Origin of the sequence: Achromobacter sp. Root170 (assembly GCF_001428165.1) — a bacterium.
GTDB lineage: Bacteria > Pseudomonadota > Gammaproteobacteria > Burkholderiales > Burkholderiaceae_B > Achromobacter > Achromobacter mucicolens.
Genome location: NZ_LMHN01000006.1, coordinates 21,463 through 39,901, shown reverse-complemented (window position 1 = coordinate 39,901; position 18,439 = coordinate 21,463). Strand labels below are relative to the sequence as shown.

Below are 18,439 nucleotides of genomic sequence, written 5' to 3'. Positions count from 1 at the left end.
GCAACTGCGCTACAGGATCTTCCTGAACATCGTGCGCCGCGTGTTGCGAAAGGACGGCCGCACGCGGCTGCTCCAATCGGTCGCGCGCACGGCGAGCCACGGCGGGCTGCCGAAGGTTTCCTGCGTGTGCAGGTCGTAGCAGGCCAGGTACCGCGGCGACGCATCGCGGCATTCCCAGCGCTGCGCGCGCACCGTGCCGGGCACTGCCGCCAGGCCGGGCAGGTGCTCCTGGTCATACCAGGCGTTCAGATCGGCCTCGGCCTCGGGCAGCACGTCGGTTTCGACGATGTAATGCCACGGCGCCTCCTGTCCCGCCGAGGCGCCCGGCAAATCCAGCGTCAGATGCAGCATCCGCGCGTGCGCGCCGGGCGCCAGTTCATTCAGGCGGGCCTGGATCTGAGGCAATGCACGGGCCCCGCGCACGTACACATAGGTGTCCCCGGATTCCAGCGCGGCAAAGGCGCTGATCTTCACATCCTCCAGCCCGTCCGCGAGACGCCCCGCCAGATCCTGAATGCGCGCCTCGTCAAACCGTTCGCCCAGCGACACCAGCAACATCGTTTCCTGCACGGCCCTCTCCTTTCAATGTCCGACGCGCAAGGCGACCAGGAAGCGCGACACCATGTTGTACGCGCCCACCGTCGCAGCCAGTTCCACCAGTTGCGCGTCGTCGTAGCGCGCGCGCAGCGGCGCAAACACCGCGTCCGGCACCTCGATATCGCGCGTCATGGCGTCGGTCAGCGCGAGCACGTCGGCCTCGCCCGATTCCAGTCCTTGCACGGCGCCGGGCGCGGGATTGCTGCGCAACGCGTCGATGACAGCCTGCGGCATGCCGCCCGCCAGCGCGTGCGGCACGTGCGCCTCGAACTCGTACGGCGCGTTGTTCAACGTTGCCACGCGCAGGATGATCAGCTCGCGCAGCCGCGGCGCCAGCGACGTCTTCTGCCGGATCGCGGTCAGCATGGCCTCCCAGCCTTCGACCACGGCCGGACTGTTCAGCAGCACCTGATACAGCGGCGAAATGCGGCCGCGCGCGGCGGCGATACGCGCCTCCAGCACGGCCAGTTCCGGGCGTGTGCCCGGCACGACGGGTTCGATTCGGCGGGCGCTCATGCTTACTCCGGACGGATGTTCTTGCGCTGGATCAGCGCGGTCCACTTCTCGCGGTCGGCGGCGATCAGCGCGCCCAATTCCTGCGGCGTGCTGGGCGCGGCCTCGGCGCCGAACTTCTCAAGGCGGGCGCGCACGGTTTCGTTGCCCAGCGCGGCGCGCACGGCCTGGTTCAGCTTGTCCACGGTGGCGGCAGGCGTGCCCGCCGGCGCGACAAGGCCATACCAGTTGTTGGACTCGACGCCGGGGATGCCCTGCTCGGCCAGCGTCTTCACATCGGGCAGCAGCGGATGGCGGGTCGGCGCCGCCACGCCCAGGGGCTTGAGCTTGCCGCCCTGGATGTGGCCGATGAGGCCCGGCACGTCGCCAAAGAACCCGGACACCTGATTGCCCATCACGTCGTTGATGACGGGGGCCGCGCCCTTGTAAGGCACGTGCAGCACCTTGGCCTTGCTGGAATCGGCGAACATTTCCAGCGTCAGGTGCGGAATGCTGCCGATGCCCGACGAGCCGATGGCGACCGACTGCGACGCGGCTTGCGACTTCTTCACGAAGTCGGCTGCATCGGTGGCCGGATTGGATGGGTTCACCACGAACACCGTGGCATTGTTCACCACGCGCGACACCGGCGCGAAATCGCGCGCCGGATCATAAGGCAGGTCCTTGTACAGCGCCGGGCTGATCGCCACCGCGCCCACGCTGGTCAGGAACAGCACCGAGCCGTCGGCAGGCGCCTTGGCCACGTAGGCGGCCGCGATGTTGCCATTGGCCCCCGCCTTGTTCTCGACGATGACGTTCTGCTTGAGCTCCTTGCCCAGCTGCTCGGCCAGCACGCGGCCCACCAGGTCCACCGGACCGCCCGGCGGGAACGCGATGATGAGGCGCACGGGACCGTCGGCATGAGCCGCACCCGCGGCGGCCAGGCTCAGCACGGCGGCCGAGATGATTTTCTTGAACATGGTGTCTCCTCGTTGATGGGGGTGTGCTTGCGGCTCGGGCATCCTGGCCCTCGTTCCGCGGTCTCGGTACTACTGAAATCCGTAAAGCCGTGCGGGGTTGTCCACCAGCACGCGCTGGCGCAACCCGGCGTCCGGGCAGGCCTCGAAAAACGTGTCGACCAGCTCGCCGTCGTCCGGCATGTCGCCCGACACATTCGGATGCGGCCAGTCCGTGCCCCACAGCGTGCGGTCCGGCATGGCCTGAACGAGCGCGCGCACGAACGGAATACCTTCGGCGAACGGCCGCCGGCCGGCGGCAATGCGGTCGATGCCGGACACCTTGACCCAGGCAGCGTCGACGTCGGCCAGGCTGAGCAGCGCCCGCATCGCCGGCGAATCGAGCCCGTCCGATGCCTTCAGCCGACCCATGTGATCCACGACGAACGGCACCGGCAACGCGAGCAGGCGCGGCAGCAATTCCGGCAGCATCGCGCCGTCCACGTGCAGGCAAAGGTGCCAGCCCAGCGGCGCAATCAGCGCGACCACATGGTCGAACACGGCCGGATCGGGCGCGCCGCCCAGATGCGGCACGAAATTGAAGCGCGCGGCCCGCACGCCGCCTTCATGCAGCGCCTTGACGCTGGCGGCCGTGGCGTCGGCGCCCAGCAACGCCACGCCCCGATACCGTCCTGCGCTGCGCGCCAGCGCGTCCAGCAAGGCGCGGTGATCCGACCCATGGCAATTGGCCTGCACGACGACGGCCCGCTCGATGCCCAGATGGGCGTGCAGCGCCGCCATGCTGGCGTACGGCGCGTCCGGCGGCGTGTAAGAGCGGCCCTGCGCGTACGGAAACACGTCGTCCGGCCCGAAGATATGGCAATGCGCGTCGCACGCGCCCGGCGGCAGCGCATGGCGGGGACGGGACGGCGAGGCGAGCGGCGGACGGCAATCGGGCACGGGGGACTTCCTCATTGCAAAACGCCATCCTCGCGGAATGTGGCCTGGCAAACAATGCTATACCTGATATTTCTGATATCGAAAAAGCTAATATCCGATGGATCTCAAGCAGATCGAATACTTCGTGCGGGTGGCCGAGCGCCGCAGCTTCTCGCGCGCCGCAGAGATGCTGGACGTCGCGCAGCCCACGCTCAGCCGCCAGGTGCGGCTGCTGGAGGTAGAGCTGGGCCAGCACCTGCTCTACCGCAACGGCCGCGGCGCCGAACCCACGGAGGCCGGCCTGCGCTTTTTGGAGCACGCCCGTGCCTTGCTGACGCTGGCGGAACGCGCCAAGGAAGATCTCCAGACGCTGCGCGAAACGCCCACGGGCAAGGTCATGATCGGCCTGCCACCGCGCATCGCACGCGTGCTCACGCCCCCGCTCGTGCAGGCGTTCCGCCAGGACTTTCCCGATGCCTCCATCGCGGTGGCCGAAGGCTTGAGCGCGCAGGTCCGCGAGTGGCTGCTCGCCGGCCGGGTGGACCTGGCCTTGCTCTATGACCCGGCCCCGTCTCCGCAGCTGGCCTACGAATCGCTGTTTCGCGAAGATCTCGTCCTGGCGGCCGCCGCGGGCCATCAACCGCCCCTGCCCGATCACGTGCCGGTCGCGCGGCTGGGCGACTATCCCCTGGTGCTGCCCAGCCTGCCCAACGCCATCCGCACCCTCGTGGAAAGCGTCTGCCGCGCACAGGGCGTGCGGCTCAAGGTGGCGGCCGAGGTCGACGCCGTGCAGACCATCGTCGAACTGGCGGCGCAGGGCGACGCCTACGCCATCCTGCCCCGCTCGGCCGCGCGCGGCCCGGCCGCCGAGCATGAACTGTCCCTGTGCGCCATCGGTTCTCCCACGATCACCAACAACCTGGTGCTGGCCAGCCCGCGCCACCGCCCGGCCACCCGGCTGGCCGCCGCCACGGGCCAACTCATCCGCGAACTGCGGCTTGCCGATCTGTTCGCTCCCAAGGCCAGCCCCCCTCAAAAGAGTTAAAATGGCGGGCTACTTTTCTTGTTTGGCGGCTCGTTGCTGTCAAAGTCCTGTTGGCGTCTCACCTCAAACAATGACCACTATCCTCCCGAACCTGCCCACCGGCCAGAAAGTCGGCATCGCCTTTTCCGGCGGCCTGGACACCAGCGCGGCGCTCCTCTGGATGCGCAACAACGGCGCCATTCCCTACGCCTACACCGCCAACCTGGGCCAGCCCGACGAATCCGACTACGACGAGATTCCCCGCAAGGCCATGGCCTACGGCGCCGAAAACGCCCGCCTGATCGACTGCCGCGCGCAGCTCGTGGCCGAAGGCATCGCCGCCCTGCAATCGGGCGCCTTCCACATCTCGACCGCCGGCATCACGTACTTCAACACGACGCCCATCGGCCGCGCCGTCACCGGCACGATGCTGGTCGCCGCCATGAAGGAAGACAACGTCAACATCTGGGGCGACGGCAGCACGTTCAAGGGCAACGACATCGAGCGCTTCTACCGCTACGGTCTGCTCACCAACCCGGAACTGAAGATCTACAAGCCCTGGCTGGACCAGCGCTTCATCGACGAACTCGGCGGCCGTTCGGAAATGTCCGAATACATGCGCCAAGCCGGTTTCGACTACAAGATGTCGGCTGAAAAGGCCTACTCCACCGACTCCAACCTGCTCGGCGCCACGCATGAAGCCAAGGACCTGGAGCACCTGAACTCCGGCATCCGCATCGTCAAGCCCATCATGGGCGTGGCGTTCTGGCGCGACGACGTCGCCGTCAAGGCCGAGGAAGTCACGGTGCGCTTCGAAGAAGGCCAGCCCGTCGCCCTGAACGGCGTCGAATACGCCGACCCCGTCGAACTGATGCTCGAAGCCAACCGCATTGGCGGCCGTCACGGCCTGGGCATGAGCGACCAGATCGAAAACCGCATCATCGAGGCCAAGAGCCGCGGCATCTATGAAGCCCCGGGTCTGGCCCTGCTCTTCATCGCCTACGAGCGCCTGGTCACCGGCATCCACAACGAAGACACCATCGAGCAGTACCGCGAAAACGGCCGCAAGCTGGGCCGCCTGCTGTACCAGGGCCGCTGGTTCGATCCGCAAGCCATCATGCTGCGCGAAACCGCCCAGCGCTGGGTTGCCCGCGCCATCACCGGCGAAGTCACCATCGAACTGCGCCGCGGCAACGACTACTCGCTGCTCAACACCGTGTCGCCCAACCTCACGTACGCGCCCGAGCGCCTGTCCATGGAGAAGGTGGAAAACGCCCCCTTCACGCCGGCGGACCGCATCGGCCAGCTCACCATGCGCAACCTCGACATCGTCGACACGCGCGAAAAGCTGTTCACGTATGTCAAGACCGGCCTGCTCGCCTCCAGCGGCACGTCGCTGCCCCAATTGAAGGACGCGACCTCGAAGAAGTAACGCTTCAAGGCCCAATAAAAAACCCTCGGTTTTCACACCGAGGGTTTTTTTTCGCCTGACCGCGGCGCAGCGCGCCTAGAGTTCGACCTGCATGCCCATCTCCACCACCCGGTTCGCCGGGATCTTGAAGAACTTGGTGCTGCGGGTGGAGTTGCGCGCCATGAACGAGAAGACCGCGCGCCGCCAGCGCGACAAGGCGGGCTTTTTGGCCGCCACCACGGTCTGGCGCGACAGGAAGTACGACGTGCGCATCGGTTCCAGATCCAGTTCGGGGTAGCCCTCTGCGATCAGGCGCAGCGCCTCCGGCACGTCCGGATCTTCCTTGAACCCGTAGTTGATCGTCGCGGCCCAGCTCGATGCGCTGAGCCGGTTCACCTCGAAGCGCTCTTCCGGCGCGATGTACGGCACGTCGGCCGACAGGATCGTCAGGAACAGCACCTGGTCGTGCAGCACCTTGTTGTGCTTCAGGTTGTGCAGCAGCGCCGACGGGACATTGCCCGAATTCATCGTCATGAAAATCGCGGTGCCCGGCACCCGCGACGGCGGGTATTGCTCAAGCTGCTCCATGAATTCCTTGAGCGGCTGGCGGTCGCGCTGCTGCATGTCGGACAGCAGGTGCCGGCCGCGGCGCCACGTCATCATCAGCGTGAACACCACGATCGCCACCACCAGCGGCAGCCAGCCGCCCTCGTGGATCTTGAAGACGTTGGCCGAAAACAGCAGCACGTCCAGCAGCAGCAACAGACCCAGCACCAGGAACCACATCATGCGCTTGACGCCCGTGGTGCCGCGCGGCAGCACCGCGAACGCCAACACCGACGTCGTGAACATCGTGCCCGTCACCGCGAAACCATAGGCGGCAGCCAGGTTGTCGGAGTTGCGGAACCACAGCACCAGGACAAGCACCGCGCACAGCAGCAACGCGTTGACCTGCGGCAGGTAGATCTGGCCTTTTTCGATGGCGGACGTGTGCAGGATCTGCATGCGCGGCCAGAAGCCCAACTGCACCGCCTGGCGCGTCACCGAATAGGCGCCCGAGATCACGGCCTGCGAGGCGACGATGGTGGCGACGGTGGCCAGCGCGACCAGCGGGGCGAGCCCCCATTCCGGGGCCATCAGGAAAAAGGGATTGCGGATCGCGGTGGGATCGCGCAGCAGCAGCGCTCCCTGGCCGAAGTAGCACAGCGTCAGCGCCGGCAGCACCATGCTGAACCAGGCGCGGCGGATCGCCGGGCGCCCAAAATGGCCCATGTCGGCATACAGCGCCTCGGCGCCAGTCAGCGCCAGCACCACCGCGCCCAGCAGCACAAAGCTCACCCACGGCGCTTCCACGATGAAGCGCAGCCCCCATATCGGATTCAGCGCGGCCAGAATCTCGGGCGTCTGCCAGATCTGCCAGCCGCCCAGCGCGGCCAGCGTGGCGAACCACAGGAACATCACGGGGCCAAACAGCTTGCCCATCGTCGCCGTGCCGCGCGACTGGATCGCAAACAGCGCGATGAGGACCACCAGTGCGATCGGCACCACCCAGCGGTCCAGCGTGTGCGACACGATGCCGATGCCTTCCAGGGCCGACAGGACGGAAATTGCCGGGGTGATCATGCTGTCGCCGTAGAACAGCGCCGCACCGAAGATGCCCAGCACGATCAGGATCCAGCGCAGCTTGCCCTCGCGGGCACGCACCGCCAGCTCCAGCAGCGCCAGCGTGCCGCCCTCGCCGCGGTTGTCCGCGCGCAGCACCAGCATGACGTATTTCAGGGACACCACCACCATCAGCATCCAGAACAGGATGGACAGCACGCCCAGCAGGTGGGCCGGTTCCAGATCGGTATGCACGCTCAGGCCGGTCAGGCAGGCGCGCAGGGTGTACAGCGGGCTGGTGCCGATATCGCCGTACACCACGCCCAGGGCGCCCAGGATCAGGGCGGCGCGCGACGACGGCGCGTGCGCGCCGCCGGGGTGGCCGGGGGGCAAAGAAGCAGCGCTGACCGTGCCTTGGCTCATGATGCAGGTTCTTGGCGAGTGAGTTGAGCCCCCTTGCGGGGGCCGGGGAACACGACAGACAGCCGCGTTCCGGAAAAATCGGGCCGGCTCGTGAGCTTCCACCACGCGCCGTGCGCATGCGCGATCTCACGCACGATGGCCAGTCCCAAACCCGAGCCGCCGGCCGTGGCCGTGGGCGACCGGTAGAACGCCTCGAACACGCGGTCGCGCTCTTCGGGCGGGATGCCGGGGCCGTCGTCTTCAACGGTCAGCGAGGGGGGATTGGCGCCGACGATCAGCGTGATGCGGCCCGTGAGGTTGCCATAGCGCAGCGCGTTGTCGATCAGGTTGCCCAGGAGCTCGGCCAGCAGCAAGGGATCCGCGTCGATCCAGATGGGCGTTTCGGGCGCGGCCAGGTCCAGTTCGTAGTGCGCCTCGCGCACGCGTGGAAACCATTCCGCGCCATGCACGCGCACCCATTCGCACAGGTCGATACGCACGAAACTGTCCTGGGGCCGGGCATTCGGGTCGGCGCGCGCCAGCACCAGAAGCTGCTGGCCCAGCCGGATCATGCGGTCGCTGACGGCCTTGATGCGCTCGGCGCGGGCGCGGACATCGTCGGGCAAGGGACGCGCCAGCATGAGTTCGGATTCCAGCCGCAGGCCCGACAACGGCGTGCGCAGCTGGTGCGCGGCATGGCCGATGAAGCGGCGCTGCGCGGCCAGCGATGCATCCAGCCGCAGCAACAGGTCATTGGTGTGGGTAACCAGCGGCTCGATCTCCACCGGCACGCCGGCGACCTCGAGCGGCTGCATGTCGTCGATGGACCGTTGCCGGATTTCTTCGGACAGGTGATTCACCGACCGCAGCCCGGAGCGCACGCCCTGCATCACCACCCAAGCGAACAGCGCAATCAGCGCCACCTGGCCCACGACCATCAGCCAGAAGAAGTCTTCCAGCATCCACAACGACATGTCGATCTTGTGGGTGATGACCCAGGTGGCCGCCAGGTCCAGCAGGACGAGCAGCAGGATGGGCGGCATCAGGCGGATGACCAGATGCCGGGCCAATGAACGGGAGGGAAGCATGGGAGGCCGCGCAGCCGGAGACGGTTGGGGGGTGCGTTCCTGCGTCATGGCGCGAAGCCCTTAATGAGGCGGATGAATGCGCGCGGCTGGCGGTCGCCGGCCGCGGCCGGCCCGTCAGGCCGCTTCCACATCCAGCATGTAGCCAAAGCCGCGTACCGTCTGGATGCTGGCGCCGGTGCCTTCCAGGCGCTTGCGCAAGCGGTACACATAGACTTCGACCGCATTCTCGCTGAAATCCGCATCCCAGGCGGACAGGGAATTGACGATCTGGCGCTTGGTCACGACGCGGCCCACGCGGGCCATCAGCATTTCGAGGACGGAAAGCTCGCGCACCGACAGCGACAAGCGCTGGCCGTTGGCGCGCACTTCGCGGCCAACGGTGTCGAACACCAGCGGGCCGACTTCGATGAGCGGCTGGGCCTGGCCCGCGCGGCGGCGGCCGAAGGCGCGCACGCGCGCGGCCAGCTCGGGCAGTTCAAAAGGCTTGGTGACGTAGTCGTCCGCCCCGGCGTCCAGACCGGCGACGCGGTCTTCGATGCCATCGCGGGCGGTAAGGATGAGCACGGGAACCTGATTGCCGTCCTGGCGCAGCTGGCGCAGCACGTCCAGGCCGCTCATGCCGGGAAGGTTGAGGTCGAGCAGCATCAGGTCATACGGCTGGCCTGCCAACGCGCCCAGAACCCGGTCGCCATCGGTCAGCCAGTCGACCGCATAACCCTGGTCGGCCAGGAATTCCTGGAGCGCATGGCCCAGGGTGGTGTCGTCTTCGATTACCAGAACTCGCATGCCGCGATTCTAGCGCGATCCAAAAAAAAAGGGGCGCGAAATGCGCCCCCGTTCTGGATTCGTTCACCGGCCGGACGGTGCCGCGGCGGGCGCCGCTGCCCCTGCCGGCGCACCGGCCGCCGGGGCGCCGCCAGAGGGCGGCGTCGTGACGAAACCGATCCGGGTCATGCCCGAACGGCGCGCCGAGGCCATGACCTTGGCCAGCGTTTCGTAACGGGTGTTCTGATCGGCGCGGATGCGGATCTCGGGCTGCGGCTTGGTGCCGGCGATCGACTTGAAGCGATTGGGCAGGTCGTCGATATTGACCGGCTTCTCGTCCCAGAACAGCGCGCCGCTGGCATCGATGGCCAGGTCCACGGTCTTGGGCTCTTCCTCGATCTGCTCGGCGGCCACCTGGGGCATGTTGATCTTGATCGAGTGCGCCAAGAGCGGCGCCGTGATGATGAAGATCACCAGCAGCACCAGCATGACGTCGATCAGGGGCACCATGTTGATCTCGGACACCGCATGGCTTCCGGACCCTTTACCCTCAAAGCTGCCAAAGGCCATCATTCGCTCCCGCGTTGGACCGCGTGGCCGTTCTGGCGACGCAGCGCGCGCACCTTGCCGTCGGACAGTGCAACTTGCTGGCCGGTGGTCAGGAACGCAAACAGATCATGCGCAAAGGCATCCAGGCGCGACAGGAACACGCGGTTGTTGCGCACGAACGTGTTGTACGCCAGGACGGCCGGAATTGCCACCGCCAGGCCCAGGCCCGTCATGATGAGGGCCTCGCCCACCGGACCGGCGATGCGGTTAATGGTCACGCCGTCGGACAGGCCGATACCGACCAGTGCGTGATACACGCCCCACACCGTACCAAACAGGCCGACGAACGGCGCCGTCGAACCCACCGAGGCCAGCACGGTCAGGCCATTTTCCAGCTTGGCGGTTTCTTCGTCGATGACCTTGCGCATGGTGCGCGTAACGAAATCCGAATTGCTGCCCGACTCTTCCAGCTTGGTCGCGCCGAACTTGTTGTGGTGCGCCTGCGCGTGCATGGCGTGGCTGGCCAGATGCGAGAACGGATCGCGCGCGCCGTGCGTGTTGATTTCGTGCTCGACCTGTTCCAGCGAGCTGGCGTTCCAGAACTTGTTCAGGAAGTCGGCGGAACGCTTGCGCATGCTGACATTGCTGGCGGCCTTGACCAGGATGAGATACCAGGTCACCAGCGACATGAGGATCAGGATGACGAACAGGCTCTTGCCCACGAAGTCGCTCTGCGCGACGAAGTGCAGGAAGCCCATGTCGGGGACCGGCGCCGGCGCGGGCGGAATCGCTGCGGCGGCGCTGTGCAGCGCGTCGGCCGACTGCTGGACGGCGCCAGCGGCCTGCTGAACGGCGCCGGCGGCTTGCTGGGCGACCTCGCCGCCCGTCGTGGCGGCCTGCTGGGCTGCGGGCGCGGCGGCGGCAGCCGGCGCTGCTGCCGGGCTGGTGGTCGCCTGCGCCACCAGGGTGGCGCTATGCAGTGCGTTGGACATCTCAGTTCCTCATTACGAAATCGAACGGAATTTTTGCTTTGGCGGGATAGGCCACGCCATTGCGGGTATACGGCTTGAAACGGCCTTTGCGGGCGGCTGCCAGCGCCGATTCGTCCAGGCGCGGAAACCCCGACGAAGCGTCGATGGTCGCGCGCTCGACCAGGCCCTGGGTGTTGATTTCCACCAGCACCACGACACGCCCCTCTTCCCGCATGCGGCGCGATGCCATCGGATAGTTGGGCATCGGACGCGCGCCCTGGAATTCAATGCTCGAGACCAGCACGGGCTGATCGGGCGGCGGGCCCTGCGTCGGGCCTTGCGGCGCCTGCGTGCCTTCCGGCGCGCCGCTGGGCGGCGTCTGCTGCGGCGGCGTCTCGGGCTTGGGCTCGGGCTTGACCTCCTGCTTGGGCTGAGGCTTGGGCTTGGGCTTCGGCTTGGGTTTGGGCGGAGGCGGCTTGGGCGTCGGCATGGGCGGCTTTTCGACCACCGGCTCGGGTTCGGGCTCCGGCTCGGGTTCCGGTTTCAATTCCGGTTCGGGCTCGGGTTCGGGCTCGATCTCGGGTTCCGGCTCGGGCGGCGTCTCGGTGACCGGCTGCGGCACTTCGGGCGTAGGTTCGGCTTTGGCGATCTGGGGAACGGGCGCATCCACCACGCTCACCATGATCGCCTCGGGTTCCTCCAATTCAGGACGACTCTCCGGCGCCATGAAAATGGCGCCGATCACCGCTGCATGAAGCGCAACGACCGCCAGGCCAGCGCCTGCGCGAATACCAAAAGAAGACCGCGAAGAAGAATTCCAACCGGGTTGAAGACTAGGCATGAATCAGCCAGGGTGCATTGACTTTTCCGGCCTGCCAGGAAGTTGACGCGCACAAGACCGCGGCGCCGGCTGACCGGTACAAGCCCGTCATAGTATCTTAAATGCGAATGATTCGCACGTTGTATTTCGAATGGAACAGCGTAACACTGCTGATCGGAATCAAGGCAGCATCAATAAAACGCTTATGAAAAGGCGGGCAGCATGAGGCATGCCCGTGACGGCGCGTTAGCCACGCGGGTCAGACCAATGCGGGTCAGACCCATGTCAGACCCATGTTGGCCAAGCATTCAATTCGAAGAGACGCGCCGTCGCAATCAGGGCCGGAAAACAAAAAACCCGCCACGTCGCCGGAGGCGGGATGTGTGCGGGTTCGATGTGAACTGCGAGGGCTTCTGGTGGGTGCTACAGGGGTCGAACCTGTGACCTACGCCGTGTAAAGGCGCCGCTCTACCAACTGAGCTAAGCACCCATTTCGGTGCAATCGCCCGGCGCATTTGCGCGGGGACATTGCCAATTTGGGGTACTCAAAAGCAATACGCGGGCCGGAGTATACCGGACCGCGTACTTGTGGGCAAATCGCAGCGCCGTGCGCCATGCGATCGGCTGCCGTCCTATCAGTTGACAGCGTCCTTCAGGGCCTTGCCCGGACGGAACTTCGGCACCTTGGCCTTCTTGATCTTGATGGTTTCGCCAGTGCGCGGGTTGCGGCCGGTGCGCGCGGCGCGAGCCGACACGGCAAACGTGCCGAAACCGACCAGCGTGACCGTACCGCCCTTCTTCAGCGTGGTCTTCACGGCACCGATCAGGGCGTCGAGCGAACGGCCGGCTGCAGCCTTGGAGATATCGGCCTTGCTGGCGATGTGATCGATGAGTTCGGTTTTGTTCATGCAGGTGTACCCCTCACAAGGTGTGGAGTCTGCCCGGGGCGGCAGTTCATGGCCGTCAGGAAGGAATGCCAGAAATGGACGCGAGACCAGGCAAACGACGAACAGACAGTGGATAAACTTTTTTCTTGCGCTGCAAAGCACAACTTTTAAACTGCTGCGCCGCCTAGGATTTGCTGGCTTAATGCCTGCAAACCGTCAGCGACGCAGACGTGTATTAGGCCTTGGCGTAGAGCGGCTGTCAAGCGAAAACCTCACGGCAACCCGCGTCAATACTAGCTTTTAGCCGATTCCGCAATAAACAAAAACGCTCATTTTGGGGTTTGCGCGACACCCGCAAAAAACACTTTAAGCTTCATCAAACGTCGGCCCAGCGACGCAGCAGATTGTGATAAATGCCGGTGAGCTGAACAATTGAGGCATGTCCCGCCACATCTTGATTCAAGCGTTGGATGGCGACGTCCATGTTCAGCAGCAGCGCACGCTGGCTGTCTTCGCGCACCAGGCTCTGCATCCAGAAAAATGAACTGACGCGCGCGCCGCGCGTTACGGGATTGACTTTATGCAGGCTCGTCCCCGGATACAGCACCATGTGTCCGGCCGGCAGCTTCACGGCACGCGGGCCATAGGTGTCGTCGATGACGAGTTCGCCGCCGTCGTAGCTGTCGGGGTCAGAGAAGAACAGCGTCGCGGACAGGTCGGTGCGCACACGCTCGGCCGAGCCGGCGATGCCGCGCACGGCGTTGTCCACGTGATAGCCGAACGCCTCGCCGCCTTCGTAGCGGTTAAAGAGCGGCGGGAAGATCTTGCGCGGCAGCGCCGCCGACATGAAGAGGTTGTTTGCCGACAGGCGCTGCAGGATCAGCGTGCCGAGCTCTTGCGCCAGCGGATGCTGCTCGGACAGTTGCCGGTTGCGCTTGACCTGGGCCGACTGATGGCCTGCGGTCACCTTGCCGTCCACCCAGTCCGCGGCATCCAGCCGCTGGCGGATGTCGGCAGCCTCTTGCGGCGTAAAGACTTCTGCGATCTGAATAAGCATGGGTTCCTGCCCGATTGCGTTGCTGGCGCCCCTGCCCGGGGCGCCGCGGCTGCCGAATTATCCCTTCAGGCAACCATTGAGCGCCTGATCGAAATCAAACAGCAAATCGGCCTCGTCCTCGATGCCGACCGACACGCGGATCAGGCTGTCCGCGATGCCCATCTGCTTGCGGCGCTCCGCGCCCATCTCGTAATAGATCGTGTGCGCCGCCGGCAGCGCCAGGCTGCGCGTATCGCCCAGGTGCGTCGCCATCAGCACCACGCGCAGGCGGTTCAGGAAGTCGAAGCAATCGACGCCGTCCGCCAGTTCGACGCCCAGCAGACCGCCGAATCGCGACCCGAACAATGCCGCCGCCCGCTCATGCTGGGGGTGGCTGGCCAGGCCCGGATAATGCACCTTCGCCACGCCCGGATGCGCTTGCAGCAAACGCGCCAGCGCCAGCGCGTTGGAACAATGTTTGGCCATGCGCAGCGCCAGCGTCTCGGCGCCCACCGCGATGCGGTGCGCGGGCTCGGCGGCCAGCGTGCCGCCCATGTCGCGCAGGCCCTTCTTCTTGATCTGCGTAAGCCCCCAGACGGTGGACGCGCCCTTGCGATAGGCTTCGTGGATGTTGTCGTTGCCGGCCCAGTCGTACAGGCCGGTGTCGGTCACGGCGCCGCCCAGCGCATTGCCGTGTCCGCCGATGTACTTGGACAGCGAATTCATCACCAGCGACGCGCCGACCGAGGCCGGCCGGAACATCCACGGCGAGGTCAGCGTGTTATCCACGACATAGACCAGCCCCTTCTCGCGGCAGATCTTGCCGATCACCGCCAGGTCGGCCACCTGCGTGCCCGGGTTGGCGATGGTCTCGGTAAAGACCATGCGCGTATTGGGCTGGATGGCGGCGCGCACCTGCGCCGAATCCGTCGCGTCCACGAAGGTGATCTCCACGCCCAGTTCCTGCAGCGTGCCGAACAGGCTGTTGGTGTTGCCGAACACGTACTGGCTGGACACCAGGTGATCGCCCCGGCGCAGCAGCGTGGTGAAAATGGCGGCCAGCGCGGCCATGCCCGTTGAAAAGCTGACCGTGCCCTTGCCGCCTTCCATCTGGCTGATCTTGGCCTCCAGCGCCGTCGTGGTCGGCGTGCCCTGGCGCGCATACGTGAAGCCCGCCTTGCCCTGGAATACGGCAGCCAGCTCGCGCGCGTCGTCGTAAGCGAATTCGGACGACGGGTGCATCGGCTTGTGCACCGCTCCGTGCTCGACGGATTGATTGCGGTCGGAATGGAGAATCGTGGTGGTAAAGCCGTTCTGGTGCATGATGGGCTGACGCAATTGAAGAAGGGAATCTACAGGGTGGGACGGATCACGATTGGCGCTGGCGCACGGTCTCGTACAAGCAGACGGCGCTGGCGACGCTGACGTTCAGGCTTTCCACCGAACCCAGCATCGGGATGTTCACGAGCTGGTCGCAGGTCTCGCGCGTGAGGCGGCGCATGCCCTCGCCTTCCGCGCCCATGACCCAGGCCATCGGCTGGCGCGCATCGACCTTGTGCATGCTGTCGGTGGCCTGATCGTCCGTCCCGACGAGCCACACGCCCCGGTCCTTCAGGCTGCGCATGGTGCGCGCCAGGTTCGTCACCATCAGGTACGGCACCGTGTCCGCCGCGCCGCAGGCGACACGCTGCACGGTGGCGTTCAGCCCCACCGCCCGATCGCGCGGCGCGATCACCGCATGCACGCCCGCCGCGTCGGCGGTGCGCAGGCAAGCGCCCAGATTGTGCGGGTCGGTCACGCCATCAAGGATCAGCAGCAGCGGCGGCCCTTCGATCACGTCGAGCACTTCGTCGACATCCACCGCCAGTTGGCGCTCGTCGGCCAGCGCCACCACGCCCTGGTGACGCGTGCCGCGCGCCAGGCCGTCCAGGCGTTCCATCGGAACCGGGTGAAGCCGGCAGCCGGCGCGCTCGGCCTGCTCGATGAATGTCTGCATGCGCTTGTCGCGGCGCGAGGCCTCGACGTAGATTTCCTTGATCGACTCGGGCGCGTGACGCAGCCGCGCGACAACCGCGTGAAACCCGGCCAGGACTTGGGTCGACGCCATAAAACAATACCTTTAGATAAACGAATACCCGCCCCAGAGGGGGCGGGCCGCCGGACAGCGCCGGCACTAACCGCAATGTTACCCCCTTAGGCCACGCCGCCAAACGACGGCATGGCCATAAGGATCCGCGCCGCCGGTCAGTGGCGCTTGCGGACGGCCTTCTTGGCGGGCGCGGCCCGCTGGGTGGTCTTGGGCGGCTTGCCGGCCTTCTTGGCCGAGGCTCGCCGTTCCTTGGCGGTCTGGCCCTTCAGGCTGGCGGGCTTGGGAGAGGCTGCCTTCTTGACCCGGCGCACGGGTTCGTCGGGCCCGCGCGCCGACGCCTTGCGCAGCGCGTCGAAGCTCGTGCCCTGCACCAGGCGGAACTCGATGCGGCGCGCTTCCAGGTCCACGCGCGCGACCTGCACCTGCACCTTGTCAGTCAGGCGGTAACGCATGCCGGTACGCTCGCCGCGCAGTTCGTGCAGGGCGTCGTTGAACTGGAAATATTCGCCGCCCAGTTCCGACACGTGCACCAGGCCCTCGACGTGCAACGTGTCCAGCGTGACGAAGATGCCGAAGCTTGCCACCCCGGTGACCGTGCCGCTGAAGTCTTCGCCCACGCGCTCCTTGACGAACCAGCACTTGAGCCAGGCCTCGACATCGCGCGACGCCTCGTCGGCGCGGCGCTCGCTGGCCGACAGCACCAAGCCCATCTTTTCCCAGATGGCCTGCTCGTGTTCGCGCTGGCTGCGGCCGATGACGACCGCGTGATCGTCCAGGCTGGGCACATAACGCTGCCCCGCGAGCAACGCTTTGATGACCCGGTGCGTGAGCAGGTCGGGATACCGGCGGATCGGCGAGGTGAAGTGGCTGTAGCCCGGATAGGACAGGCCGAAGTGGCCCATGTTGTCGGGGCTGTAGACCGCCTGCTGCATCGAGCGCAGGCACATGGTCTGCAGCAGCTGGTAGTCGGGACGCCCGCGCACGGAATCCAGGAAATCGCCGTAGTCCTTGGCCGTGGGCATTTCGCCCCCGCCCAGCGACAGCCCCATGGTGCGCAGGAATTCGCGCAGCGACTGCAGGCGCTCGGGCGTGGGACCCTCGTGGATCCGGTACAGGCCCGGATGCTTGCTGCGCGTCATGAAGTCGGCCGCGCAGGTGTTCGCGGCCAGCATGCACTCTTCGATCAGCTTGTGCGCGTCGTTGCGCACGGACGGCACGATCTGTTCGATGCGGCCGAGCTCGTTGCAGACGATCTTGGTTTCAACCGTGTCGAAATCGATGGCGCCGCGCTTCTTGCGGCCTTGCGACAGCAATTGGAAGAGCTCGTACAGGTGCTGGACCTGCGGCATCACGCTGCGCATCGCATGCGCGGCCGGACCGCCCGGCTGCTGCAGCGCCGCCCAGATGTTGGTGTAGGTGGTGCGGGCGTGCGAGTGCATGACCGCGTTATAGAACTGGTACGCCGTGACCGTGCCGGCCTTGGCGCCGCTGGCCGGGATGACCATGTCGCACACCAGCACCAGACGGTCGACGTCAGGGTTGAGCGAGCACAGGCCGTTGGACAGCGACTCGGGCAACATGGGAATGACCCGGCGCGGGAAGTAGACGCTGGTGCCGCGCTCCATCGCATCGTCGTCCAGCGCATCGCCCGGACGCACGTAATGGCTGACGTCGGCAATGGCGACCAGCAGGCGCCAGCCCGGACGCTTGCGCTGGCCCGTACCCAGCTCGACCGGCTCGCAGTACACCGCGTCGTCGAAGTCGCGCGCGTCCTCGCCGTCGATCGTGATGAGCGGCACGTCGCGCAGGTCGACGCGGTCTTTCAGGTCGGACTTGCGGACGGTGTCGGGCAGGCGCGCGGCCTGCTTCAAGGCGCCTTCGGTGAAGTCGACCGGCACGTCGAACTTGCGCACGGCAATTTCGATTTCCATGCCGGGATCGTCGATCTCGCCCAGCACCTCGGCCACGCGGCCGAGCGGCTGCGTGTGGCGCGTGGGCTGCGCCATGATTTCCACCGCGACCACCTGCCCGTGCTGGGCGCCGTTGGTGTCGCTGGGCGGAATCAGGATGTCGTGCTTGATGCGCTGGTCTTCGGGCACGACGATGGACAGGCCGTGCTCGTGCAGAAAGCGGCCCACCAGCTTGTTGGTGCGGCGCTCGATGACTTCGACGATGGTGCCTTCCGGCTTGCCCCGGTATTCGCCCGACGGCTTGACCAGCACGCGGTCGCCGTGCAGCACCTTGAGCATTTCGCGAGGCGACAGGAACAGATCCGGCCCGCCGTCATCGCGCAGCAGGAATCCGAAGCCGTCGCGATGCCCCAGCACCTTGCCCGCCACGAAATCGAGCTTGGTCGCCAGCAGCAGCACCCCCTTGCGATTGGGCAGCAACTGCCCGTCGCGCTCCATCGCACCGAGGCGGCGCTCAAAGCCCACCATCGTCGCCTCGCGCTCGACGCCCATGCGTTCGGCCAGCTCAGCCGGCGACAATGGCGAACCCGCGGCGCGCAGCGCTGTCAGGATGGCTTCACGGGACGGAACATCAGGGTCGAAGTCCGGCGGCGCTTCGGGCAAGGGTGTTGATCTGTTGTTATTCGATTCGTTATTCGATCGTTTTGCCAAAGCTAAATTTTCCGTATATAATGCGCAGCTTCTGTGGTTCGCCCAAGGCTGAACACTGAAGCAGAAATGGTCAGAAGAGTTAGAAGCCGAATTAAAAAGCTGATAACTCGGGTTGAAAAAAACCCATTGTAAAACCAACTGCATTCGGACGCATGGATTAGTTCAAGGTTTAGAGCTTGAATCTAAGTCA

At 65.9% G+C, this 18,439-nt stretch carries 17 protein-coding genes and 1 tRNA gene; 2 read left to right on the top strand and 16 right to left on the bottom strand.

Features of this window, described 5'->3' with window-relative positions:
* Window positions 1-9 precede the first annotated feature (9 nt).
* The 4 genes from ASD87_RS09000 to ASD87_RS08985 all read right to left on the bottom strand — a co-directional run bounded on the left by ASD87_RS09000 (window position 10) and on the right by ASD87_RS08985 (window position 3,005).
* Entirely contained in the window at window positions 10-570 is a 561-nt protein-coding gene (locus ASD87_RS09000; RefSeq protein WP_082586241.1) for a DUF4286 family protein, read from the bottom strand.
* A gap of 12 nt (window positions 571-582) precedes the next feature.
* A complete protein-coding gene (locus ASD87_RS08995) occupies window positions 583-1,113 on the bottom strand; it encodes a carboxymuconolactone decarboxylase family protein (RefSeq protein ID WP_056320103.1) in 531 nt (176 codons plus the stop codon).
* Between the two features lie 2 nt (window positions 1,114-1,115).
* Entirely contained in the window at window positions 1,116-2,069 is a 954-nt protein-coding gene (locus tag ASD87_RS08990; protein WP_056320100.1) for a tripartite tricarboxylate transporter substrate binding protein, read from the bottom strand.
* 69 nt (window positions 2,070-2,138) lie between these two features.
* Window positions 2,139-3,005 carry an amidohydrolase gene (locus tag ASD87_RS08985; protein WP_175235453.1) on the bottom strand — a complete coding sequence of 289 codons (867 nt, stop codon included), beginning with the start codon at window positions 3,003-3,005 and terminating at the stop codon, window positions 2,139-2,141.
* 97 nt (window positions 3,006-3,102) lie between these two features.
* On the opposite strand from ASD87_RS08985, the gene ASD87_RS08980 reads away from it, so the two are divergent.
* Both ASD87_RS08980 and argG read left to right on the top strand, forming a co-directional pair.
* Complete coding sequence (locus ASD87_RS08980) at window positions 3,103-4,029, top strand: LysR substrate-binding domain-containing protein (RefSeq protein WP_056320097.1); 927 nt, start codon at window positions 3,103-3,105, stop codon at window positions 4,027-4,029.
* 70 nt (window positions 4,030-4,099) lie between these two features.
* The gene (gene argG / locus ASD87_RS08975) at window positions 4,100-5,440 is read left to right on the top strand and encodes an argininosuccinate synthase (RefSeq protein WP_056320095.1); all 1,341 of its coding nucleotides are present in this window, start codon (window positions 4,100-4,102) and stop codon (window positions 5,438-5,440) included.
* A gap of 75 nt (window positions 5,441-5,515) precedes the next feature.
* Here argG and ASD87_RS08970 read toward each other — a convergent pair whose 3' ends face one another.
* The 12 genes from ASD87_RS08970 to rnr all read right to left on the bottom strand — a co-directional run bounded on the left by ASD87_RS08970 (window position 5,516) and on the right by rnr (window position 18,249).
* Complete coding sequence (locus tag ASD87_RS08970; protein ID WP_056320091.1) at window positions 5,516-7,444, bottom strand: potassium transporter Kup; 1,929 nt, start codon at window positions 7,442-7,444, stop codon at window positions 5,516-5,518.
* On the bottom strand, window positions 7,441-8,511 hold the full coding sequence (locus tag ASD87_RS08965; protein ID WP_235512665.1) for a HAMP domain-containing sensor histidine kinase: 1,071 nt from the start codon (window positions 8,509-8,511) through the stop codon (window positions 7,441-7,443). The genes ASD87_RS08970 and ASD87_RS08965 overlap by 4 nt, the downstream gene beginning before the upstream one ends.
* A gap of 114 nt (window positions 8,512-8,625) precedes the next feature.
* A complete protein-coding gene (locus ASD87_RS08960) occupies window positions 8,626-9,297 on the bottom strand; it encodes a response regulator transcription factor (protein WP_008164454.1) in 672 nt (223 codons plus the stop codon).
* A 63-nt stretch (window positions 9,298-9,360) separates the two neighbouring features.
* Window positions 9,361-9,846, bottom strand: coding sequence for a biopolymer transporter ExbD (locus ASD87_RS08955; RefSeq protein ID WP_056320087.1), 486 nt, complete (start codon window positions 9,844-9,846; stop codon window positions 9,361-9,363).
* A complete protein-coding gene (locus tag ASD87_RS08950) occupies window positions 9,846-10,817 on the bottom strand; it encodes a MotA/TolQ/ExbB proton channel family protein (RefSeq protein ID WP_056320084.1) in 972 nt (323 codons plus the stop codon). Before ASD87_RS08950 ends, ASD87_RS08955 begins: the two co-directional genes overlap by 1 nt.
* A 1-nt stretch (window position 10,818) precedes the next feature.
* Window positions 10,819-11,637 carry an energy transducer TonB gene (locus tag ASD87_RS08945; RefSeq protein WP_056320081.1) on the bottom strand — a complete coding sequence of 273 codons (819 nt, stop codon included), beginning with the start codon at window positions 11,635-11,637 and terminating at the stop codon, window positions 10,819-10,821.
* A 393-nt stretch (window positions 11,638-12,030) separates the two neighbouring features.
* A tRNA-Val gene (locus tag ASD87_RS08940) sits at window positions 12,031-12,106 on the bottom strand.
* Window positions 12,107-12,251: 145 nt separating this feature from the next.
* The gene (locus ASD87_RS08935) at window positions 12,252-12,524 is read right to left on the bottom strand and encodes an HU family DNA-binding protein (RefSeq protein ID WP_003812968.1); all 273 of its coding nucleotides are present in this window, start codon (window positions 12,522-12,524) and stop codon (window positions 12,252-12,254) included.
* 355 nt (window positions 12,525-12,879) lie between these two features.
* Window positions 12,880-13,560: a Fe2+-dependent dioxygenase gene (locus ASD87_RS08930; protein ID WP_056320078.1), complete on the bottom strand. Its 681-nt coding sequence runs from the start codon at window positions 13,558-13,560 to the stop codon at window positions 12,880-12,882.
* 57 nt (window positions 13,561-13,617) lie between these two features.
* Window positions 13,618-14,862 carry a cystathionine gamma-synthase family protein gene (locus ASD87_RS08925; RefSeq protein ID WP_056320076.1) on the bottom strand — a complete coding sequence of 415 codons (1,245 nt, stop codon included), beginning with the start codon at window positions 14,860-14,862 and terminating at the stop codon, window positions 13,618-13,620.
* Between the two features lie 46 nt (window positions 14,863-14,908).
* On the bottom strand, window positions 14,909-15,646 hold the full coding sequence (gene rlmB / locus ASD87_RS08920; protein ID WP_056320073.1) for a 23S rRNA (guanosine(2251)-2'-O)-methyltransferase RlmB: 738 nt from the start codon (window positions 15,644-15,646) through the stop codon (window positions 14,909-14,911).
* Window positions 15,647-15,783: 137 nt separating this feature from the next.
* A complete protein-coding gene (gene rnr / locus ASD87_RS08915) occupies window positions 15,784-18,249 on the bottom strand; it encodes a ribonuclease R (protein WP_056320070.1) in 2,466 nt (821 codons plus the stop codon).
* Window positions 18,250-18,439 lie beyond the last annotated feature (190 nt).